This is a genomic window from Streptomyces sp. NPDC096079, from assembly GCF_040303145.1.
GTDB lineage: Bacteria > Actinomycetota > Actinomycetes > Streptomycetales > Streptomycetaceae > Streptomyces.
In genome coordinates, this window is sequence record NZ_JBEOST010000030.1 from 46,269 (window position 1) to 67,145 (window position 20,877).

Here is a 20,877-nt window from a genome sequence, read left to right on the forward strand (position 1 = left end):
AGTCCACCGCGTGCCCACCGCCGACGTCCTGATCTACACCCGTACGGCGGGATACCGCCACGACTCGATCCCCGCGGGCGCCGCCGCCCTCGCCGAGCTGGCGCGGAAGCTCGGACACACGCCCGAGATCACCGAGGATCCCGGCGCCTTCACCCCCGAGCGCCTCGGGCGGTGCGCCGCCGTCGTCCTGCTGTCCACGACCGGGAACGTCCTGACGCCCGACGGACGCTCGGCCTTCGAGGCGTACCTCCGGGGCGGCGGCTCGCTCCTCGCCGTGCACGCCGCCGCCAACGCCGAACCGGACTGGCCCTTCTACGGCGAGCTGCTCGGCACCCGCTTCGACGGCCACCCCGAGATCCAGCCCGGCACCGTCCTCGTCGACGCCCGCGACCACCCCGCGACCGCCCCCCTCCCGGACCGCTGGGCCTGGACCGACGAGTGGTACAACTTCACCTCCCACCCGGGGGCCGCGGGCGCGCGGATCCTCGCCCGGGCCGACGAGTCCGCGTACCGCGGGGGCACCCACGGCGACGACCACCCGCTCGTCTGGTGCCGCGGCGTCGACCGGGGGCGCGTCCTCTTCACCGCCCTCGGGCACGCCTCGGAGGCGTACCGCGACCCGGCGTTCCGCGCCCACCTCTCCGGCGCCCTGACCTGGCTCACCGCCTGAGCCCGACGGACCCGGCCGGCCGGGCGGTCACCCCGGCGCCCCGCCCCTGTTGCGCCGACGCATGGGGAGCGGAAGGTTGGGAAGACGGGGGCCGATGGCAGGAGGAGGAACGTCATGGGCATCGCCACCGTGAACCCCGCGACCGGCGAGACGCTGCGCACCTACGAGGCCCACGGGCCCGAGGAGGTCGAGCGCCGCGTCGCCGCCGCGCACGAGGCCTACCGCCAGTACCGCACGACGTCCTTCGCCGAACGCGCCCGGCTGCTGCGCGCCGCCGCGACCCTCCTCGACGAGGACAACGAGGACATCGCCCGCACCATGACCACCGAGATGGGCAAGCCCATCGCGGCCTCCCGCGCGGAGGCGGCCAAGTGCGCCAAGGCCATGCGCTGGTACGCCAAGAACGCCGAGCGGCTGCTCGCCGACGAACACCCGGCCGAGAGCGACGTCCAGGACTCCGGCGCGGACACCGCCCGGGTCCACTACCGCCCCCTCGGCCCCGTCCTCGCCGTCATGCCGTGGAACTTCCCGCTCTGGCAGGTGATCCGCTTCGCCGCGCCCGCGCTCATGGCGGGCAACACCGGCCTCCTCAAACACGCCTCCAACGTGCCGAGGACCGCGCTCTACCTGGGCGACCTCTTCCGCCGCGCCGGATATCCCGACGGCTGCTTCCAGACCCTCCTCATCGGCTCCCGCGAGGTCGAGGGCGTCCTTCGGGACCCCCGGGTCGTGGCCGCCACCCTCACCGGCAGCGAACCCGCGGGCCGGGCCGTCGCCGCCGTCGCGGGCGACGAGGTGAAGAAGACCGTCCTGGAGCTCGGCGGCAGCGACCCGTTCATCGTCATGCCGTCCGCCGACATCGTCGGAGCCGTCAAGACCGCCGTCACCGCGCGCGTGCAGAACAACGGGCAGTCCTGCATCGCCGCCAAGCGGTTCATCGTCCACCGCGACGTGTACGACGACTTCTCGGAGCGCTTCACCGCCGCCATGAACGCCCTCACCGTCGGCGACCCCCTCGACGAGTCCACCGACGTCGGCCCCCTCGCGACCGAACAGGGCCGGGCCGACCTGGAAGCGCTCGTCGACGACGCCGTGGAACGCGGCGCGACCGCCCTCTGCGGTGGCCACCGCCCCGAGGAGCCGGCCCTGCGGAACGGCTGGTACTACCGCCCCACCGTCCTCACCGGCATCACCCCGGAGATGCGGATCCACCAGGAGGAGGCCTTCGGCCCGGTCGCCACGGTCTACCCCGTCAGCGACATCGAGGAGGCCGTGACCGTCGCCAACGACTCGCCGTTCGGCCTCAGTTCCAACGTCTGGACGCGCTCGGCGGAGGACGTCGCGTTCTTCGTCCGCGACCTGGAGGCGGGCGGGGTCTTCGTCAACGGCATGACGGCCTCGCACCCGGCGCTGCCCTTCGGCGGGGTCAAACGCTCCGGGTACGGACGCGAGCTCTCGGGCCACGGCATCCGCGAGTTCTGCAACGCGACCACGGTCTGGCAGCGGGCCTGACCCCCACGGCGGTCCCTCGCCGGCTCACTCCGCGGTCCACTCCAGCAGGCGCTCCGCCGGCCAGGTGTTGATCACCCGGTCCGGCGGCACCCCGCACTCCTCGGCCCGAGCGCAGCCCAGGATCTGCCACTCCAGCTGACCGGGCGCGTGGGCGTCCGTGTCGACGGCGAAGTACACGCCGGCCGCGACGGCCTCGCGCAGCAGCCGGCGCGGGGGGTCGAGCCGCTCCGGGCGGCTGTTGATCTCCACGGCCGTGCCCGACTCGGCGCAGGCCCCGAAGACGCGCTCCGCGTCGAACGCGGACTCGGGACGCAGCCGGCCGCCGGCCACCAGACGTCCGGTGCAGTGCCCGAGCACGTCCACGGACGGGTCGCGCACGGCCCGTTCCAGACGCCGGGTCATCGACCGGGAGTCCATCCGCAGCTTCGAGTGCACCGAGCCGACCACCAGGTCGAGCCGCGCGAGGAGCTCGGGCTCCTGGTCGAGCGAGCCGTCCTCCAGGATGTCGCACTCGATCCCGGTCAGCAGCCGGAAGGGCGCCCACCGCTCGTTGAGCCCGGCCACGACGTCCAGTTGCTCCCGCAGCCGCTCGGGCGACAGGCCCCGCGCCACCGTCAGCCGCGGCGAGTGGTCGGTGAGGACGGCCCACTCGTGCCCGAGGTCCGCCGCCGCACGCCCCATGGCCTCGATCGTGGCCCCGCCGTCGGACCAGTCCGAGTGCAGGTGACAGTCACCGCGCAGGGCCGCCCGCAGCGCCTCGCCGCCCCGCCCGTCCGTCTCCGCCGGGCCCAGGGAGGCCTCCACCTCCTCCTCCAGGTGCGCGAGGTACTCCGGCACGCGCCCCTCCAGCGCCTCGCGCACCACCGCCGCCGTCTTCGGACCCACGCCCTTCAGGGACTCCAGCGTCCCGTCGGCCGCACGCCTCGCGGCCTCGCCCTCCGGGAGGGCGGCGACGGCGGCCGAGGCCGTACGGAACGCGCGCGACCGGTAGCCGGGCGCCTGGGACCGCTCCAGGAGGAACGCGATCCTGTTCAGGGCGGCCACGGGGTCCACGACGACCTCCTCACCCACCGCCGGGGGCGGCCTCGGCGGCCACCGGCACCGGCCCGATCTCGCACCACACCGCCTTGCCCTCGCCGCGCGGCTCGACGCCCCACCGGGACGCCAGCGCGTCGAGCAGCAGCAGCCCCCGGCCCGAGGTGGCGGCCTCTCCCGGGGTGCGCCGCCTGGGCCAGGCGCTCGACCGGTCCTGCACCGAGAGCCGTACCCGCCGCACCGGTTCGGGCAGCACCTCCAGGGTCAGCACCGCTCCGCCCTCGGTGTGCAGCAGCACGTTCACCAGGAGCTCGCCGGTCAACAGCTCCGCGTCGTCGGCGAGTTCCGGCATGCCCCAGTCGCGGAGCGCCTGCCCGACGGCCGCGCGCGCGTCGGAGAGGCCCGCCGGGTCGGCCTGGTGGATGTACTGGTGGATGCGCGGCGCCCGGGGCGTGCCCGGGTCCGGGCTGCGCCGCAGCACGAGCAGCGCCACGTCGTCGCCCGAGCCCCAGCGCTCCCAGAGGCGCTCGGAGAGGTGGTCGGCGAGCGCCTCGGCCTGTGGCGGGCCGCTGCTGATCGCGCCCGACAGCGCGGCCAGACCGGACTCGATGTCGGCGCCGGGCTGCTCGACGAGCCCGTCGGTGCAGAGCACCAGCGTCTCGCCGGGCACGAGGTCGAGCCGGGTCTCGGGGAACTCCTCTTCCCCGAACACGGTGGCCAGGCCGAGCGGTAGCCCGCCCCGCAGCTTGGGCTGCCCGACCCGGCCGTCGGTGTGCCGGATCAGCGGCCCGAGATGTCCGGCCCGTACGGCGCGCAGGGTGCCGCTCGCCAGGTCCACCTGCGCGTACGTGCAGGTCGCGAAGCGGTTGGTGTCCAGCTCGGCGAGGAAGCGGGAGGCGCGGGCCAGGACGGTCGACGGGGCGTGCCCCTCTCCGGCGTACGCGCGCAGCGCGATCCGCAGCTGCCCCATGATGGCGGCGGCGTGCGTGTCGTGGCCCTGGACGTCACCGACGACGATCCCGACCCGGCCCCGGGGCAGCGGGATCACGTCGTACCAGTCGCCGCCGACCTGCCGACCGCTCCAGGCCGCGTGGTAACGGACCGCGATCTCCCCGCCGGAGAACTGGGGGATCCGGCGCGGCAGCATCGTCGCCTGGAGTCCGGTCGCCAGCTCCCGCTCCTCGTCGAAGAGGATGGCCCGCTGGAGGGACTGGGCGACGATCGCCGCGAGACCGAGGGCGAGGTTGCGCTCGTCCGCGTTGAACGAGGTGCGGCCCCGGTAGAAGAGCGCCATGCCGCCCAGCGAACGCGCCTGCGCCACCAGGGGCAGGTAGCAGGCGGCCTGGAACTCCAGCCGCGCCACGTAGGGCGCGAGTTCGGGGAAGTCCCGCCCCAGCGAGGGGAACTTGGAGACGAACCGGGGCCGCCCGCTCAGCACCGCCTCGGCCAGCGGCAGCCTCCGGTCGAGACGGCGGCTCCGGAAGTCGTTGAGGATGTCGAGGGATTCACCGCTGAGCGCGATGATGTTGAGCGAGCCGTTCTCGACGAGACCGAGCGCCAGACCGTCCGCGCCGAGGCGGGCGAGGCCGCCGGGACCGGTGAGGGCGGCCGTCACGTCGTCCACGGTGACGGCCCGCGACAGCGCGTTCGTCGTCCGCTCGACGATGTTCGTCTGCACCTCGCGCCGCTTCTCCAGCTCGCGCACGAAGGCGAAGTGCGCGACCTCGGCGGTCGTGTCCCGCACGACGCCGACGATCCGCCGGGCCCGGCCGTCCGCGGAGCGCAGGATCCGTGCCTGCACGTGCGTCCAGTGGGGTGAACCGTCGGCCTGCGGGATGGGGAAGTGCGCCGTGTACGAGACCGCGCCGCCCTTGACGGCCGTCCGGACGACGCCCTCCAGCTTGGCCCGCTCGTCGGGGGCCAGGCGCGTCACGAGCGACACCGGGCTGCCGTCGAAGGCGTCCGGGGCCACGCCGAAGATCAGCAGCCCGGACTCGTCGACATCGATGGTGCCCGTGTCGAGATCCCAGTCGAAGCTGCCGGTCCGGTTCATGGCGAGCCACTCGGCGGGCCCGATCTCGCCACTGCGCGTACGCCGGTCGTCATCGGTCATCCTCCCCATTGTCGAACCCGCGCCCCGCGGACGCCATGGCGGTGACACGGCGTGGCGCGAGTTCGCCGCGGAGGGTGACGAATCGGGCGGCCCCGGGGCGGACGCCACGGCGTCCGTCGTGGCGTCCGGGCGGATGGGTGTTCGGGGCCCCCGAGGGCCAGGCGCTCCGGACGTCGCGACGGGGCCGAACCCGAGGGCCCGGTGCCCCGGACCTCGCGACGGGGCCGCACCCGAGGGCCCGGCGCCCCGGTCGCCGCCCCGGGGCAGAATGGGCCGGTGCAGCCGCCCTACCGTGTTCTCGGTCCGTGCCAGGCCTTCCGTACCGACGACGGGACGGAGGCCGCCCTGAGCGGTGCCCGGCTCCGCGCCCTCCTCACCGCGCTCGCCGCGGCCGGCGGGCGCGCGGTGGGCCCCGGCGCGCTGATCGGCCAGGTCTGGGCCGACGGCGACCCGGCCGACGACCAGGGCCGTACGGCCGCGCTCCAGGCCCTCGTCGGCCGACTGCGCCGCGCCCTGGGCCGCGAGGCCGTCGTCTCCGTCCCCGGCGGCGGCTACCGGCTCGCCGCGGACCCGGACACCGTCGACCTGCACCGCTTCGAACGGCTCGCCGCCGAAGGGGCCACCGCACTCGCCGCCGGGCATGCCGAGCGTGCGGCCGCGCTCCTCGACGAAGCCCTCGTTCTGTGGCGCGGGCCCGCCCTCGCGGACCTGCCGGGACGGGACACCGACCCCGTGGTCGTACGGGTCGAGCAGCGGCACGCCCAGGCGCGGCGCGACCGGCTCACCGCCGACCTGGCCCTCGGGCGGGCCGCCGACGTGCTCGCGCCGCTCGCCGCGCTCGCCGCCGGGCAGCCGCTCGACGAACCGCTCCAGGCGCTGCGGATCCGCGCCCTGCGCGCGGCCGGACGGCCCGCCGAGGCCCTCACGGTGTACGAGGGGGTGCGCGCGGCCCTCGCCGACCGCCTCGGCACGGACCCCGGGCCCGAACTGCGCGCCCTGCACGCCGAACTCCTCGCGGACGACGGGCCCGTGCCGCCCCGGACCGGGGCCGCGCGCTCCCTCCCCGCCCGACTGACCTCGTTCATCGGCCGCACCGACGAACTCGGTTCGCTCGCCGCCGCCTGGACGTCGCGACGGCTCGTGACCCTCACCGGGCCGGGCGGCGTCGGCAAGACCCGGCTCGCCCTGGAGGCGGCGGGGACGTACGAGGGCGCCGTCCACGTCGCCGAACTCGCCTCCGTACGCGAGGAGTCCACGGTCGCCACCGCCGTCCTCACCGCGCTCGGGGCCCGCGAGACCCAGCTGTGGCACACACCGGCCGTCGCCCCGGCCGGGCCGAAGGACCGCTTCGCGGACCTCGTGGAGCACTGTGCCGGACGGCGGATGCTGCTCGTCCTCGACAACTGCGAACACGTCGTCGCCGAGGCGGCGGAACTCGCCCAGGCGCTGCTCACGCGCTGCCCCGGCGTCACCGTCCTCGCGACCAGCCGCGAGCCCCTGGGAGTGCCGGGGGAGGAGGTACGGCCCCTGGGCCCGCTGCCCGGGGACATGGCGCTGCGGCTCCTCGCCGAACGGGGCGCGTCCGCGCGCCCGGGGTTCGATCCGGCGGAGGATCCGGACGCGGCGGAGGAGATCTGCCGCCGGCTCGACGGGCTGCCGCTGGCGATCGAACTCGCGGCGGCGCGGCTGCGGATGCTGTCGGTCCGGCAGATCGCGGACCGGCTGGACGACCGCTTCCGGCTGCTCACCTCGGGCGCGCGGACCGTGCTGCCGCGCCAGCAGACCCTGCGGGCGGTGGTGGACTGGTCGTGGGAGCTCCTGGACGAGGCCGAGCGCGCGGTCCTGCGACGGCTGGCGGTGTTCACGGGCGGCTGCGACCTGACGGCGGCGGAGGCGGTGTGCGCGGGCGGCACGGCGGGGGCCCAGGACGCCGAGGCCCTGGACGCCGAAGCCGCGGACCCCGAGGCCCAGGACGCCACGTCCGACGCCCCGGACGCCATGCCCGCCGCCCTGGACGCCATGCCCGCCGCCCCGGACGCCACGTCCGCCGCCCCGGACGTCGACGTCCTCGACGTCCTCGGACTCCTCGGCGCCCTCGTCGACAAGTCGCTCGTCGTGGCCGCCCCCGACGGGGGCGGGATGCGCTTCCGGCTCCTGGAGACCGTGGCCGAGTACGCGGGGGAGCGGCTGGACCAGGCCGGGGAGCGCGCGGCGGTCGAGCGGCGACACCTCACGTACTACCGGGAGTTCGCCCGCAGGACCGACCCGGAGCTGCGCGGCCCGGGGCAGGTCGCCGCCGTCGCCCGATGCGAGCGGGAGCACGACAACCTGCGCGGCGCGCTGCGCACGGCCGTGGCGCTCGGCGACGAGCAGGAGGTGCTCTGCCTGGTCCACGCGCTCAGCTGGTTCTGGCAGCTCCGCAACCACCAGGTCGACGCCCGCACGTGGGCCGCCGAGGCGGGCCGTCTGGGCCCCGACCCCTTCCAGGAGCCCGTCCGCCCGGCGGAACCGCTGGACGGACGGTGCGTGGACGTGCCGCCGCCGTGGACCGGCGAGCGGCTGTGGGAGGCCCGGCGCGGAGGCCGGCTGTACGCCCTCGCGACCGAGGGCGGCGAGGGCGCCACCGTCCTCGAACGGCCCGAGACCCGCGCCCGGCTCTCCGCGCTCGTCGCCGCGTACCGCCCGGGGCTGCCGCAGACCTGCCGCCAGCCCGGCACGATGTGGTACTTCGCCCGGCTGATGACCGGGGAGCTCACGGGCCTCGACGAGACCCTCACCCTGATCGTCGACGCCGGCCGCGCCCACGGCACGGGTTGGGACCTGGGCTTCGCGCTCCTCATGCGGGCCAAGCTCGCCGGCCGGGGCGAGGGCGACGCCGCCGAGGCGCTGGCCCTGTTCGAGGCGGCGGGGGACTCGTGGGGGATCGCGGAGTCCCTGGCCGCCCGGGGAGAGGCCTACGAGCGGGACGAGCGGCTCGCCGAGGCCGCCGCCGACTTCGAGCGCGCCACCGAGGCCGCCGCCCGGGTCGGCGCGCGCTCCCAGGTACCGGTCTTCACGGCCCGTCTCGCGGCCGTACGGCTCCGGCTGTCCCCGGAGGGGGACGCGGAGGCCGAGCGGCTCCTGGTCGAGGCCGCCGACGAGGCCGGGCAGTGGGGAGCGGAGTCCGCCGGCGCCGGGCGGCTGCTGCTCGCCCAGCACTACGGCCACACCGGACGCACCGGCCTCGCCCGTGCGCAGCTGGCCCTCCTGGAGGAGGAGTTCGGGGAGGTCACCCCCGCGCTCTTCTGGGGGCTCGTCGGCGGGACCTGGGCGTGGCTGGACTGCGTCGACGGGGATCACGACCGGGCCCTGCAGCGGCTCGCGCGGGCCGTCGCGGACGTCGAGACCCTCGCCCACTTGGTCGCCCCGCACCTGCTGGTCGCCCAGTTCGGGACGGCGGCCTGGGCCCGCGGCGGACGCGGTGCGCCGGGGGACGCCGAGGCGGGGGCGCGGCTGCTCGGCGCGTACGACGTCCACGCGGGCGCGGACACCGGTGGCGGGTTCCGTCCCTTCACGGCGCGGACCGAGGAGGCGATCCGCGACCGCGCGGAGGCCGTGCTCCGCGCGGCCCTGCCCCCGGAGACGTACACCCACCGGTACGAGGAGGGCGCCGGCCTCTCGGCCAGGGCGGCCGCCGACCTCGTACGGGACCCGGACGGCTCCCGGCACCGTCCGGAGAGCCCCGCCTGATGCGCGGCGCAGGACAGGACCTAGTGCCGTGCCGGGCGTCGCGACCCGGTGAACCTTTCCTGTCACAGCACTAGTGCTGTGACAGCCGCTCGCGTGCCTCGGCCAGGTCCTCCGGGGTCGGGGCGTCGTCCTGGGCGAGGCGGCGGCGCCAGTACCCGGTGAAGTGGACCGAGCGGCGGTCGACGCCCCGCTCCTCCACGAGGTGGCGGCGCAGCGCGCGGACCGCCGAGGCCTCGCCCGCCAGCCAGGCGGAGGGCCGTCCGGCGGGCAGCACGGCCGCGCGGACGGCCTCGGCCGGAGACGCGCCGTCGGGCAGGCGGCGCACGGTCAGGTCGCCCGCCGTCGGCAGCGGCTGCTCCTCGGCCGGGTCGGGCAGCTGGAGGTACGCGAGGGCCCGCCGGCCGGGCGGGAGCGCGGCGACGACCGTGGCGAGCGCGGGGAGCGCGCAGGCGTCGGCGTACAGCAGCGTCCAGTCACCCGCGCACGGGTCGACGGGGACGGCGAACGCGGCGGACGGGCCGAACATGCCGAGGACGTCGCCGGGGCGCGCCGACCTGGCCCACCGGGTCGCGGGCCCCTCCTCCTCGCCCTCGCCGTGGAGGAAGAAGTCGACGTCGACGGTACGGGCGGCCGGGTCGTGCGCCCGGAGGGTGTAGCTCCGCATCCACGGGCGGTCCGCCTCGGGGAGTGCCGCGTAGGCCCCGTACCAGCGCATCGCGTCGCCGTCGGGACCGGGGGCGGGCAGGACGGGCTCCGTCCGGCCCGGCCGGGGGAAGAACAGCTTGACCTGCTGGTCGGGGCCCGCGAGGGCGAAGCCGTCGAGGCTCGGTGCGCCGAGGGTGATCCGGCGCGTGCGCGGGGTCACCGGGCGGACGGCGGTCACCCGCAGACGGTGCAGGGGCAGGGGCTGGGACATCGCGTACTCCTCGGGGGCGGCGGATCGGTCCCCCCACCCTCCCGCTGCGAGTCGACAGGCCGCCGACAGGCCGTCGACACGGGGCGGCCGCGGCCCCGGATGCGCGCGCGGGGACCGGACACGAGAATGGCGAGTGCCGGACGAACACGTAGGAGGCGGCATGAACGCTGAGCCCGACAAGACGTCCCCGGGGGACTTCCCGACGCCCGACCGGCTGCTGCACACAGGGTCGGAGGGCGATTTCACGCCGGAGGACGTGGTCCTCGCCTCCGGTCGCGACGTGAATCCGAAGAATCTCGCCTGGGCGGAACGCCGCATGGCCGAGAAGGGCCGCGCCTGCATGGACGAACTCCTGCCGTAGGAGGCACATCACCCTCCCGTGGGCCCCGGATCGGCCGCCGCCGAACCGGGGTCGCGGGCTGCCGGGCGGCTTCCTGAGGCTTCCGCATTTATGGAACACGTTCTACCGTGTCGGCCGTCGCGCGTCGCACCGCACGGGGACGCAGCGGACGCCGCAGGACGCCGCCACGGGAGGACGCCATGCACCTCGAGTACACGCCCGCACAGAACCGCCTGCGCGCCGAGCTGCGGGCGTACTTCGCCGGGCTGGTCCCGGAGGACGTCCACACGCGCTACGCGGACCCGGCCGCCCAGAAGCGCTTCTACCGCGAGACCGTGCGGCGCCTCGGCGCCGACGGCTGGCTCGGGGTGGGCTGGCCCGCCGAGTACGGCGGGCGCGGGCTGACGCCCATGGAACAGTTCATCTTCTTCGACGAGGCCGCGCAGGCCGGAGTCCCGCTGCCGCTGATGGCGCTGAACACCGTCGGCCCGACGATCATGCGGTACGGCACGGACGAGCAGAAGGCGTACTTCCTGCCCCGGATCCTTTCCGGCGAGATCGACTTCGCCATCGGCTACAGCGAGCCCGACGCGGGCACCGACCTGGCCGCCCTGAAGACCCGCGCGGTCCGTGAGGGCGACACGTACGTCGTCAACGGCCAGAAGATCTGGACGACGAACGGCGACACCGCCGACTGGGTCTGGCTCGCCGTCCGCACGGACCCCGACGCCCCGCCGCACAAGGGCATCACCATGCTCCTCGTGCCGACGAGCGACCCCGGCTACTCGTGCACCCTCATCAACACCCTGGCCTCGCACGACACCACCGCGAGCTACTACGACGACGTCCGGGTCCCCGTCTCCCGTCGCGTCGGCGAGGAGAACAAGGGCTGGCGGCTCATCACCAACCAGCTCAACCACGAGCGCGTCACCCTCGCCGCGCACGGCACGATGGCGATCCGCGCCCTGCACGACGTCCAGCGCTGGGCCGCCGCCACCCCGCTCTCGGACGGCCGCCGCGTCATCGACCTGTCCTGGGTCCGCCGCACCCTGGCCCGCACCCACGCCCGGCTCGACGCGATGAAACTCCTCAACTGGCAGATGGTGAGCGCCGTCCAGGACGGCACCCTCACCCCCCAGGACGCCTCGGCCGTCAAGGTGTACGGCTCCGAGGCCCGCCGCGACGCGTACGCGGCCCTCATGGAGGTCGTCGGCGCGGCCGGCGCGCTCAAGGAGGGCTCGGCGGGCGCCGTCCTCCACGGCGAACTGGAACGCGGCTACCGCTCGGCCGTCATCTTCACCTTCGGCGGCGGCAACAACGAGATCCAGCGCGAGATCATCTCCTGGATCGGCCTGGGCATGCCCCGCGTCCGCCGTTGAGCCGGACTCAGCGGTACTCGCAGAGGTAGGCGGTCTCCACGGAGACCCTGAGCTGGAACCGGCTGTCCCCGGGGACCTCGAAGTGCTTCCCCGCGGCGAAGGTCTCCCACTCCTCGGCGCCCGGGAGGAGGACGGTCAGGGCGCCGCTGACCACGTGCATGACCTCCGGGGCGGCGGTGCCGAACTCGTACTCGCCCGGAGCCATGACGCCGATGGTCGCCGGGCCCTGCTCCTGCGTGAAGGCGATCGACTTGACCGTGCCGTCGAAGTACTCGTTGACCGTAAACATGGGGCGTCCTCGGGGGGAAACGGGCGGAAGAGGCGGCCGGGCCGTCACGTGCCGGCCACGGGCAGTGGGCACCCTAGCGGGGACGGGAGGAGGGCCTCGGCCGGTCTCACGTGCTGGATGGTCAGGTCGTCGGGCGGCCGCCGAACGACCAGTCGTGGACCTCGATGTCGGCGTACCGCCCGGGGGTCCGCAGGACGGCCGCGGCCGCCGCCGCGTCCGCGGCGCGGACCAGGGCCGCCGTGCCCACCCAGGTGGCGCCGTCGTCGGACAGCAGGGGACCGTAGGCGATCAGGTCGTCCGCCCCCGCCGGGCCCGAGGGCGGCGTGAGGTCGACGGGTTCGCCCTCGCCGAGGCCCAGGACCAGATAGCGGTTGCCGCCCTCACGGCCGCCGGGGAACTCCCACATCGTCCGTCCCAGCGTGTTGCGCCACCGCCGCAGCAGGACGTCCCGGTACACCCCGGCCTGGTAGTTGGGCTCGTCGAACGCGAACGCCCGGGCCGCGGCGGCGTCGGGCAGGTCGACGACGTGCACGCTCCCCGTGCACCTCTCGCCCGCCGGGTCGAACGTCGGGCCCCGTGCGATCAGCTCCTTCGCGAAGCCGTCCATGTACGCCCAGTGCGCCTCGACGAGGGCCTGGCGCAGCGGCATGGACGCGGACCGGTCGCGGTGAAAGCAGAGGAATTCCATGCGGCCCAGGATGTGGGGCCCGGATCGATCATGTCGAGCGGATATGGCCCTCGTCACGGCCCCGACGGGCCCGTGGCCCCGCGCGTACGCCGCGAGTCTCCGCGACGCGTCCGCTCGCCCTCCGCGCAAGCGGACGCGTCCCGACCGGGTCCGGCGGGGGCCGTTCCGGCGTAGCCTGAGCGCCATGAGGCAGGACGCCGACCCCGGGCTCTTCGGCCCCCGCTCCGTGACCTGGCAGCTGCACAGTGACCCGGTGATGTGGATCGCCGGGGTCCGGGCGCTCTGGCTCCAGGCGCTGCACCCCGTCGCCGTCCGCGGAGTCATGATCAACAGTGGTTTCCGGGACGACCCCTGGGGCCGGCTCATGAGGACCGCGGACTTCGTGGGGACCCTCAGCTACGGGACCACCGAGGCCGCCGAGGCGGCGGGAGCCCGTGTCCGGCGCATCCACCGGCTGCTCGGCGTCGACGACCCCGAACTCCTGCTCTGGGTCCACTGCGCGGAGACCGACTCGTACCTCTCGGTCGCGCGCCGCTCCGGGATCCCGCTCACCGACGCCGAGGCCGACCGGTACGTCGACGAGCACCGCACCTCCGCCCGGCTCGTCGGACTCGACCCCGACGCCGTCCCCGCGTCCACCGCCGCACTCGCCGCCTACTTCGACGCCGTCCGGCCCGGACTCGCCGCCGGACCGGACGCCAGGACCGTCGAGGACTTCCTGCGCCGCCCGCCCGTCAAACCCGCCCTGGTCCCGGCGCGCGAGGTGATCTGGCGGCGCGTCACCGCGCTCGCGTACGACACCCTGCCCCCGTACGCCCACGCGCTCTACGGCCGCCCCGCCCCGCCGCCCGAGACCGTCACCCGACGGCTCGTCGCCACCGCCAACCTGCTGCGCTCCGTCCCCGCCCGCCTGCGCTGGCGGCTGCCGCCCCGGCACATCCTGCGCGCCGTGGACCGGGTCGGCCCGGAGACCCGCCCCGACCCGTTCGCGTACCCCGCCCCGTATTCACTGTCCGACCCGGCGGCCATACTGGAGGAGCCGAGGAGGCAGCACGGAATCGACGGGGGCGGCAGCACGCGATGGGGGACTCCAGACTGATCCAGGGCCGGTACCGCCTGCACGAGGTGATCGGTCGCGGCGGCATGGGCGAGGTGTGGCGCGCCACCGACGAGGCGCTCGGGCGCGGTGTCGCCGTCAAGTGCCTCAAACCGCTCGGCCCGCAGCAGGACCCGCAGGTCCTCACCGTGGTGCGCGAGCGCTTCCGCCGTGAGGCCCGGGTGGCCGCGGCGCTCCAGCACCGGGGCATCACCGTCGTGCACGACTTCGGCGAGGACGACGGCGTGCTCTTCCTCGTCATGGAGCTCCTGGAGGGACGCAACCTCAGCCAGCTCCTCGTCTCCAACGACCAGCACCCGCTGCCCGTGCAGGACGTCGTCGAGATCGCCGACCAGGTCGCGGACGCCCTCGCCTACACGCACCGGCAGGGCATCGTGCACCGCGACCTGAAGCCCGCCAACATCATGCGGCTGCGGGACGGCACGGTGAAGATCTGCGACTTCGGGATAGCGCGACTCGGCGCCGACATGGGCTTCACCTCCAAGCTCACCGGGACCGGCATCGCCATGGGCACGCCCCACTACATGTCCCCGGAGCAGATCGGCGGCGGTGAGATCGACCACCGCAGCGACCTCTACTCGCTGGGCTGCGTGCTGTACGAGCTGGCCACCGGCGCCCCGCCGTTCGACCTCGGCGACTCCTGGGCCATTCTCATCGGCCACCGGGACACCGTGCCGAGACCGCCGCGCGCCCGCCGCGCCGAGCTGCCCGACTACTTCGACCGGATCGTCGTCGACCTGCTCGCCAAGGTCCCCGAGGAGCGGCCGGCCGACGCGGGAGACCTGCGCCGCCGCATCGTCTCGGGGCGCTACGGCCCGGCCCGGTTCCCGGCGCCCGCCGAGGCGGCCGTGCTCCCCGCCCTGCCGGTGACCGTGCCCATGCCCGTACCGCCCGCCGAGGAGGCGGCCCCCGCGCCCGCGTGGACCGGGGGGATGACCGGCGGCCACCGCCCGGCGGCCGCCGCCGCGCAGCGTCCCGCCCACGATCCGGCGGCGGCCGTCCTCACCACCGAGTGGACCACGGCGGCGCCCGCCCGCACTCCGGCCGCCGCGCCCCCGCCTTCCGCCGAGCTGGTCGCGGTGCTCGCGGGCCGGTTCCGGGCCGGGATGGGCCTCGGCCGGCTCGGCCGCTGGGAGGAGGCCGAGTCCGTCCACCGGTCCGTCGCCCAGGACCGGGCGGGGACCCTCGGCGCCGACCACCCCGACACCCTCACCAGCCGCTACGAGGTCGGCTTCGCCCTCGCCCGCCTCGACCGGCCCGCCGACGCCCTGCGCGTCTTCGGGGAGGTCGCCGAGGCCCGCGCCCGCGTGCTCGGCGCCGACCACCCCGACACCTTGGCGGCACGCCAGGAGCGGGCCTACGCCCTGGGCCGTCTCGGACGGGACGCCGAGGCCTACGAGGCGTACGCCGACGTGCTCGCCGTGCGGGAGCGCACGGTCGGCCCCGACCACCCCGACACCCTGCGCTGCCGCCACAACCTGGCCTTCACCCTCGGCCGCCTCGGGCGCCTGGAGGAGTCGTACCGCACGGCCCACGAGGTCGCGGAGGCCCGGGCCCGGCTGCTCGGCGAGGCCCACCCCGACACCCTCCTGACCCGGCACGAGGTGGCGTTCACCCTGACCCGGCTCGGCCGCGGAGAGGAGGCGCTCGCGCAGTACCGCGCGGTCGCCGACGCCCGCGCCACCGCCCTCGGCCCCGACCATCCGGACACCCTCGCCGCCCGCTACGAGACCGGGGTCTGCCTCGGCCGGCTCGGGCAGGCGGCGGACGCGCTCGGCGTGTGCCGTGACCTCGTCGCCGCCCGCACGCGCGCGCAGGGCCCCGACAGCCCGGAGACCCTGCGCGCCCGCCAGGCCCTCGCCGTCAACCTCGGCCGCCTCGGGCGCTGGACGGAGGCGCTCGCCGAGTCCGAGGGCGTCCACGCCGACCGCGTGCGGGTGCTCGGCGCCGACCACCCGGACACGCTGCTCAGCCGGTGGGAGACGGCCGTCGCCCTCGGGAGGCTCGACCGCTGGGAGGAGGCGCTGGAGTGCCACCGGGCCGTCGCCGCCGCCCGCACCCGGCTGCTCGGCCCCGCGCACCCCGACACCCTCGCCGCCCTCGACGAGGAGGCCCAGAGCCTGGAGCGCCTCGGGCGCCACGCCGAAGCGGCCGCCCTCCTCCTGAGAGCGGCCACCCCACCGGAGGCGTGACGGCCTCCGCACGAGGCCCGGGGGCGCGGCGGTCAGCCCCGCGGCGTGAGCTCCTTCGGACCGTAGGGGGCCGCCTCCGCCCCGGTCTCCAGGGCCCAGTAGCGGTCGCCGAAGGACCAGTGCCACCACTCGGTCGGGTAGTTCACCAGGCCCGCCGCCGTGAGGACGGAGCCGAGCAGCTCCCGGTGGGCGCGGGCCTCCGCGCCGATGCCGTCGGCGTGGGTGTAGCAGGCGCCGTCGCTCTCCTCCGGGGACGCGTTCATCCGCGTGCCCAGGTCGAGTTCCCGCCCGTCGGCCCCGGCCAGGGTGAGGTCGACGGCCGCCCCGGCGCTGTGCGGGGCGATCTCGGGCGGGGACACGTACCGGCTCGCCGCCGCGTGGATCCGCTCCCCGGGCCACTCGGGGTGGAGCGCGCGCAGCTCGCCGGCGTACTCCTCGAAGTAGGCCCGCTGGAGCGACGGGGGACGGTACCCCTCGACGAACAGCAGCCGCAGGCCGTCCGGCAGCAGTTCCTGGGCCTTGAGGAGCCGCCCGACGACCCCCTCCCGCAGGTACGCGAACGCGTCGTCCGGGTCCCGCTTGCGCGGGTCGACGAGCAGCGATGCGACGCGGCGGACGTCCACCAGGCGTTCACCGCACTCCGCCACGGGTATCGCGGCGACCCTCGGATCCGACATCAGCACGATCTCAGTCATCCCGTGATCATGCCGCTGGACGGCGGTCTTCCCCCGGCACGCGGGCGCGTGTGAGCATGAGCCATGACCGCCCCCCACGCCTCCGCAGGGTCCCGCTCGTACGACGCCGTCGTCGTCGGAGGCGGGCACAACGGGCTCGTCGCCGCCGCCTACCTGGCCCGTGCCGGGCGCAGCGTCCTCGTCCTGGAACGGCTCGGCTCCACCGGTGGGGCGGCCGTGTCGACGCGGCCGTTCGCCGGGGTCGACGCCCGCCTCTCCCGGTACTCGTACCTGGTCTCGCTCCTCCCGGACAAGATCGTGCGGGAGCTCGGGCTGCGCTTCGCCGTGCGGAAGCGGTCCGTCTCCTCGTACACCCCCCGGGGCGACGGCGGCCTCCTCGTCGGCGGCGGCCCCGACCGCACCCGCGCCTCCTTCGCCGCGCTCACCGGTTCCGACCGGGCGTACGAGGCCTGGGAGGCCTTCTACGCCCGCACCGGCGAGGCCGCGCGCCGGATCTTCCCCACCCTCACCGAGCCCCTTCCCACCCGCGCCGAGCTGCGCGCCCGCGTGGACGACGGCGACACCTGGCGGATGCTCTTCGAGGAGCCCCTCGGCGTGACCGTCGAGAAGACGTTCGCCGACGACCTCGTCCGGGGCGTGGTGCTCACCGACGCCCTGATCGGCACCTTCGCCGACGCCCACGACCCGACCCTCCTCCAGAACCGCTGCTTCCTGTACCACGTGATCGGCGGCGGCACCGGTGACTGGGACGTGCCCGTCGGCGGCATGGGCTCCCTCACCGACGCCCTCGCCGACGCGGCCCGCGCCGCCGGGGCCCGCATCCTCACCGGCCACGAGGCCACCCGGATCGAGACCGACGGACAGCGCGCCGCGATCACCTACCGCACGGCCGACGGCGAGGGCACCGTCGAAGCCGGCCAGGTCCTCGTCAACGCCTCCCCGCAGGAACTCGCCGCACTGCTCGGCGAGACGCCGCCGCCCGCCGCGGAGGGCGCCCAGCTCAAGGTCAACATGCTGCTCACCCGGCTGCCGCGGCTCCGGGACCGGTCCGTCGACCCGCGCGAGGCCTTCGCCGGCACCTTCCACATCGCCGAGGGGTACGGTCAGCTGGCCACCGCCCACGCCGAGGCCGCCGCGGGGCGGCTGCCCTCCGCTCCGCCGTCCGAGATCTACTGCCACTCCCTCACCGACCCGACGATCCTCGGCCCGGACCTGGCCGCCACCGGCCACCAGACACTCACCCTGTTCGGCCTGCACACCCCCGCCCGGCTCTTCGCCGCCGACAACGACGGCACGCGCGCGAAGCTCCTCGCGGCGACCCTCGCGGAGCTCGACGCCCACCTGGACGAGCCGATCGCCGACTGCCTCGCCCTCGACGAGGAGGGCCGCCCCTGCATCGAGGCGAAGACCCCGCTCGACCTCGAACGCGAACTGCGGCTCCCCGGCGGCCACATCTTCCACCGCGACCTCTCCTTCCCGTACGCGGCGGAGGACGCCGGCCGCTGGGGCGTCGAGACCGGCCACGCCAACGTCCTGCTGTGCGGGGCGGGGGCCGTGCGCGGCGGGGGAGTCAGCGGCATCCCCGGCCACAACGCGGCGATGGCGGCCCTGGGGCGCTAGGGGGTGTTTCGGAAGTCCTGTGCTGTGACCGGCGGGGGCGCACAACCGGACGCCGGCGGGGGCGCACATCCGTTCGGCCCCGTCGGCGTCGCCGCGTCCCCGTCAGGGGTGTGAAGCTGATCTGCGAGCGCGCTTAAGAAATCCTCGATGGACCCCGGGCCCGGCATACGGAAGATTCTCTTCCAGGGATCTTGGGCGCGCAGCCGTGCCCGCACCCCCACATCACAGGACACGCACGTCGGGAGCCGTTGCATTGAAGGCGCTGGTCAAGCTGAAGGCGGAGCCGGGACTCTGGCTCACGGATGTGCCCGAGCCGGAGACAGGCCCCGGAGACGTCCTCATCAAGGTCAAGCGGACCGGCATCTGCGGGACCGACCTGCACATCCGCTCCTGGGACGGCTGGGCGCAGAAGACGATCGCCACGCCGATGACGCTCGGCCACGAGTTCGTCGGCGAGGTCGTCTCCGTCGGCCGTGACGTCGCCGACATCGAGGTCGGCGACCTGGTCAGCGGCGAGGGCCACCTCGTCTGCGGCAAGTGCCGCAACTGCCTCGCCGGCCGCCGCCACCTCTGCCGCGCCACCGTCGGCCTCGGCGTCGGCCGGGACGGCGCCTTCGCCGAGTACGTGGCGCTGCCCGCCTCCAACGTGTGGGTGCACCGCGTCCCCGTCGACCTCGACGTCGCCGCGATCTTCGACCCCTTCGGCAACGCCGTGCACACGGCCCTGTCCTTCCCGCTCGTCGGCGAGGACGTCCTCGTCACCGGCGCCGGCCCGATCGGCATCATGGCCGCCGCCGTCGCCAAGCACGCCGGCGCCCGTAACGTCGTCATCACCGACGTCAGCGAGGAGCGGCTCGCCCTGGCGCGCAAGACGGGCGTCTCGCTCGCCCTCAACGTCGCCGAGCGGACCATCGCCGACGGCCAGCGCACCCTCGGGCTCAAGGAGGGCTTCGACGTCGGACTGGAGATGTCCGGCAACCCGCGCGCGATGCGCGACATGGTCGCCAACATGACCAACGGCGGAAAGATCGCCATGCTCGGCCTGCCCGCCGAGGACTTCGCCGTCGACTGGGCGAAGATCGTCACCTCCATGATCACGATCAAGGGCATCTACGGCCGCGAGATGTTCGAGACCTGGTACGCGATGTCGGTCCTCCTGGAAGGCGGACTCGACCTCAGCCCGGTCATCACCGGCCGCTACGACTACCGCGACTTCGACGCCGCCTTCGACGACGCGGCCTCCGGCAAGAGCGGCAAGATCATCCTCGACTGGACCACGGGAGCCTGACCCATGTTCGATTCCGTACGCGACTCCGTCCGCGCCACCCTCGAAGAGATCGAGCAGGCCGGGCTGCACAAGCCCGAGCGGGTCATCGGCACGCCCCAGTCCGCGACCGTCGAGGTCACCGCGGGCGGCCGCCCCGGCGAGGTGCTCAACTTCTGCGCCAACAACTACCTGGGCCTCGCCGACCACCCCGAGGTCGTCGCCGCCGCCCACGCCGCGCTCGACCGCTGGGGCTACGGCATGGCCTCCGTCCGCTTCATCTGCGGCACGCAGGAGGTGCACAAGGAGCTGGAGGCCCGCATCTCGGCCTTCCTCGGCCAGGAGGACACGATCCTCTACTCCTCCTGCTTCGACGCCAACGGCGGCGTGTTCGAGACGATCCTCGGCCCCGAGGACGCCGTCATCTCCGACGCCCTCAACCACGCCTCCATCATCGACGGCATCCGCCTCTCCAAGGCCCGCCGCTTCCGCTACGCCAACCGCGACATGGCCGACCTGGAGCAGCAGCTCAAGGAGGCCACGGAGGGCGGCGCCCGGCGCAAGCTGATCGTCACCGACGGCGTCTTCTCGATGGACGGCTACGTCGCCCCGCTCGGCGAGATCTGCGACCTGGCCGAGCGCTACGACGCCATGGTCATGGTCGACGACTCGCACGCCGTCGGCTTCGTCGGCCCCGGCGGCCGCGGCACCCCCGAGCTGCACGGCGTCATGGACCGCGTCGACATCATCACCGGCACCCTCGGCAAGGCCCTCGGCGGAGCCTCCGGCGGCTACGTCGCGGCCCGCGCCGAGATCGTCGCCCTGCTGCGCCAGCGCTCCCGCCCGTACCTCTTCTCGAACACCCTCGCCCCGGTCATCGCCGCCGCCTCCCTGAAGGTCCTCGACCTCCTGGAGTCCGCCGGCGACCTGCGCGAGCGCCTCAACGCCAACACGGCGCTGTTCCGCTCCCGCATGACCGAGGAGGGCTTCGACATCCTCCCCGGCGACCACGCCATCGCCCCCGTCATGATCGGTGACGCCGCCGAGGCCGGCCGGATGGCCGAGCTGCTCCTGGAGCGCGGGGTGTACGTGATCGGCTTCTCGTACCCGGTCGTGCCGCAGGGCCAGGCCCGCATCCGCGTCCAGCTCTCCGCCGCCCACTCGACGGAGGACGTGAACCGGGCCGTGGACGCCTTCGTCGACGCCCGCGCCGCCCTGCGCGGCTAGGGGGTGTTTCGAAAGTCCCGCACAGCACCCGCGGCGCCCGGCACGCCCCCTCGCCGCACCGGCCAAAGACCCGAGTAGCTCCGCTACGAGG

The 20,877-nt window shown here is 74.9% G+C and carries 16 protein-coding genes; 10 read left to right on the top strand and 6 right to left on the bottom strand.

What is annotated here, in order from left to right:
• Positions 1 to 10 precede the first annotated feature (10 nt).
• Together ABTY59_RS34655 and ABTY59_RS34660 are read left to right on the top strand one after the other, a co-directional pair.
• Positions 11 to 670, top strand: a complete 660-nt coding sequence (locus ABTY59_RS34655) for a ThuA domain-containing protein (RefSeq protein ID WP_352023106.1) — start codon at positions 11 to 13, stop codon at positions 668 to 670.
• Positions 671 to 784: 114 nt separating this feature from the next.
• Complete coding sequence (locus ABTY59_RS34660; protein WP_352023107.1) at positions 785 to 2,182, top strand: NADP-dependent succinic semialdehyde dehydrogenase; 1,398 nt, start codon at positions 785 to 787, stop codon at positions 2,180 to 2,182.
• A gap of 24 nt (positions 2,183 to 2,206) precedes the next feature.
• On the opposite strand, the gene ABTY59_RS34665 is transcribed toward ABTY59_RS34660, so the two are convergent.
• Positions 2,207 to 3,235: a PHP domain-containing protein gene (locus ABTY59_RS34665; protein ID WP_352023108.1), complete on the bottom strand. Its 1,029-nt coding sequence runs from the start codon at positions 3,233 to 3,235 to the stop codon at positions 2,207 to 2,209.
• A 10-nt stretch (positions 3,236 to 3,245) separates the two neighbouring features.
• Positions 3,246 to 5,330, bottom strand: a complete 2,085-nt coding sequence (locus tag ABTY59_RS34670; RefSeq protein WP_352023109.1) for a SpoIIE family protein phosphatase — start codon at positions 5,328 to 5,330, stop codon at positions 3,246 to 3,248.
• Between the two features lie 276 nt (positions 5,331 to 5,606).
• On the opposite strand from ABTY59_RS34670, the gene ABTY59_RS34675 reads away from it, so the two are divergent.
• On the top strand, positions 5,607 to 9,059 hold the full coding sequence (locus ABTY59_RS34675; RefSeq protein ID WP_352023110.1) for an AfsR/SARP family transcriptional regulator: 3,453 nt from the start codon (positions 5,607 to 5,609) through the stop codon (positions 9,057 to 9,059).
• A gap of 70 nt (positions 9,060 to 9,129) precedes the next feature.
• Here ABTY59_RS34675 and ABTY59_RS34680 read toward each other — a convergent pair whose 3' ends face one another.
• Complete coding sequence (locus ABTY59_RS34680; protein ID WP_352023111.1) at positions 9,130 to 9,975, bottom strand: siderophore-interacting protein; 846 nt, start codon at positions 9,973 to 9,975, stop codon at positions 9,130 to 9,132.
• Between the two features lie 160 nt (positions 9,976 to 10,135).
• Here ABTY59_RS34680 and ABTY59_RS34685 point away from each other — a divergent pair, with 160 nt between their 5' ends.
• Positions 10,136 to 10,336, top strand: a complete 201-nt coding sequence (locus ABTY59_RS34685; RefSeq protein WP_352023112.1) for a hypothetical protein — start codon at positions 10,136 to 10,138, stop codon at positions 10,334 to 10,336.
• Between the two features lie 179 nt (positions 10,337 to 10,515).
• A complete protein-coding gene (locus tag ABTY59_RS34690; protein ID WP_352023113.1) occupies positions 10,516 to 11,694 on the top strand; it encodes an acyl-CoA dehydrogenase family protein in 1,179 nt (392 codons plus the stop codon).
• 7 nt (positions 11,695 to 11,701) lie between these two features.
• Here ABTY59_RS34690 and ppnP read toward each other — a convergent pair whose 3' ends face one another.
• Together ppnP and ABTY59_RS34700 are read right to left on the bottom strand one after the other, a co-directional pair.
• Positions 11,702 to 11,983: a pyrimidine/purine nucleoside phosphorylase gene (gene ppnP / locus ABTY59_RS34695; protein ID WP_352023114.1), complete on the bottom strand. Its 282-nt coding sequence runs from the start codon at positions 11,981 to 11,983 to the stop codon at positions 11,702 to 11,704.
• Positions 11,984 to 12,104: 121 nt separating this feature from the next.
• Complete coding sequence (locus tag ABTY59_RS34700; RefSeq protein WP_352023115.1) at positions 12,105 to 12,671, bottom strand: YciI family protein; 567 nt, start codon at positions 12,669 to 12,671, stop codon at positions 12,105 to 12,107.
• A 184-nt stretch (positions 12,672 to 12,855) separates the two neighbouring features.
• Here ABTY59_RS34700 and ABTY59_RS34705 point away from each other — a divergent pair, with 184 nt between their 5' ends.
• Positions 12,856 to 13,770: an oxygenase MpaB family protein gene (locus ABTY59_RS34705; RefSeq protein WP_352023116.1), complete on the top strand. Its 915-nt coding sequence runs from the start codon at positions 12,856 to 12,858 to the stop codon at positions 13,768 to 13,770.
• Positions 13,752 to 15,980, top strand: a complete 2,229-nt coding sequence (locus ABTY59_RS34710; RefSeq protein ID WP_352023117.1) for a serine/threonine-protein kinase — start codon at positions 13,752 to 13,754, stop codon at positions 15,978 to 15,980. Before ABTY59_RS34705 ends, ABTY59_RS34710 begins: the two co-directional genes overlap by 19 nt.
• A 32-nt stretch (positions 15,981 to 16,012) precedes the next feature.
• On the opposite strand, the gene ABTY59_RS34715 is transcribed toward ABTY59_RS34710, so the two are convergent.
• Positions 16,013 to 16,675: a M15 family metallopeptidase gene (locus ABTY59_RS34715; protein ID WP_352023118.1), complete on the bottom strand. Its 663-nt coding sequence runs from the start codon at positions 16,673 to 16,675 to the stop codon at positions 16,013 to 16,015.
• A gap of 63 nt (positions 16,676 to 16,738) precedes the next feature.
• Between ABTY59_RS34715 and ABTY59_RS34720 the strand changes: the two genes are divergently transcribed.
• The 3 genes from ABTY59_RS34720 (at position 16,739) to ABTY59_RS34730 (ending at position 20,786) form a co-directional block, all read left to right on the top strand.
• Positions 16,739 to 18,295: a phytoene desaturase family protein gene (locus ABTY59_RS34720; RefSeq protein ID WP_352023119.1), complete on the top strand. Its 1,557-nt coding sequence runs from the start codon at positions 16,739 to 16,741 to the stop codon at positions 18,293 to 18,295.
• A gap of 253 nt (positions 18,296 to 18,548) precedes the next feature.
• Positions 18,549 to 19,583: an L-threonine 3-dehydrogenase gene (tdh, locus tag ABTY59_RS34725; RefSeq protein WP_352023120.1), complete on the top strand. Its 1,035-nt coding sequence runs from the start codon at positions 18,549 to 18,551 to the stop codon at positions 19,581 to 19,583.
• A gap of 3 nt (positions 19,584 to 19,586) precedes the next feature.
• The gene (locus ABTY59_RS34730; RefSeq protein WP_352023121.1) at positions 19,587 to 20,786 is read left to right on the top strand and encodes a glycine C-acetyltransferase; all 1,200 of its coding nucleotides are present in this window, start codon (positions 19,587 to 19,589) and stop codon (positions 20,784 to 20,786) included.
• Positions 20,787 to 20,877 lie beyond the last annotated feature (91 nt).

What these genes read in the sequence shown, in the direction of transcription:
- ABTY59_RS34660 (WP_352023107.1), top strand. Translation starts at nt 785, where the DNA reads ATGGGCATCGCCACCGTGAACCCCGCGACCGGCGAGACGCTGCGCACC.
- ABTY59_RS34670 (WP_352023109.1), bottom strand. Translation starts at nt 5,330, where the DNA reads ATGACCGATGACGACCGGCGTACGCGCAGTGGCGAGATCGGGCCCGCC.
- ABTY59_RS34680 (WP_352023111.1), bottom strand. Translation starts at nt 9,975, where the DNA reads ATGTCCCAGCCCCTGCCCCTGCACCGTCTGCGGGTGACCGCCGTCCGC.
- ABTY59_RS34685 (WP_352023112.1), top strand. Translation starts at nt 10,136, where the DNA reads ATGAACGCTGAGCCCGACAAGACGTCCCCGGGGGACTTCCCGACGCCC.
- ABTY59_RS34690 (WP_352023113.1), top strand. Translation starts at nt 10,516, where the DNA reads ATGCACCTCGAGTACACGCCCGCACAGAACCGCCTGCGCGCCGAGCTG.
- ppnP (WP_352023114.1), bottom strand. Translation starts at nt 11,983, where the DNA reads ATGTTTACGGTCAACGAGTACTTCGACGGCACGGTCAAGTCGATCGCC.
- ABTY59_RS34700 (WP_352023115.1), bottom strand. Translation starts at nt 12,671, where the DNA reads ATGGAATTCCTCTGCTTTCACCGCGACCGGTCCGCGTCCATGCCGCTG.
- ABTY59_RS34705 (WP_352023116.1), top strand. Translation starts at nt 12,856, where the DNA reads ATGAGGCAGGACGCCGACCCCGGGCTCTTCGGCCCCCGCTCCGTGACC.
- ABTY59_RS34710 (WP_352023117.1), top strand. Translation starts at nt 13,752, where the DNA reads ATGGGGGACTCCAGACTGATCCAGGGCCGGTACCGCCTGCACGAGGTG.
- ABTY59_RS34715 (WP_352023118.1), bottom strand. Translation starts at nt 16,675, where the DNA reads ATGACTGAGATCGTGCTGATGTCGGATCCGAGGGTCGCCGCGATACCC.
- ABTY59_RS34720 (WP_352023119.1), top strand. Translation starts at nt 16,739, where the DNA reads ATGACCGCCCCCCACGCCTCCGCAGGGTCCCGCTCGTACGACGCCGTC.
- ABTY59_RS34730 (WP_352023121.1), top strand. Translation starts at nt 19,587, where the DNA reads ATGTTCGATTCCGTACGCGACTCCGTCCGCGCCACCCTCGAAGAGATC.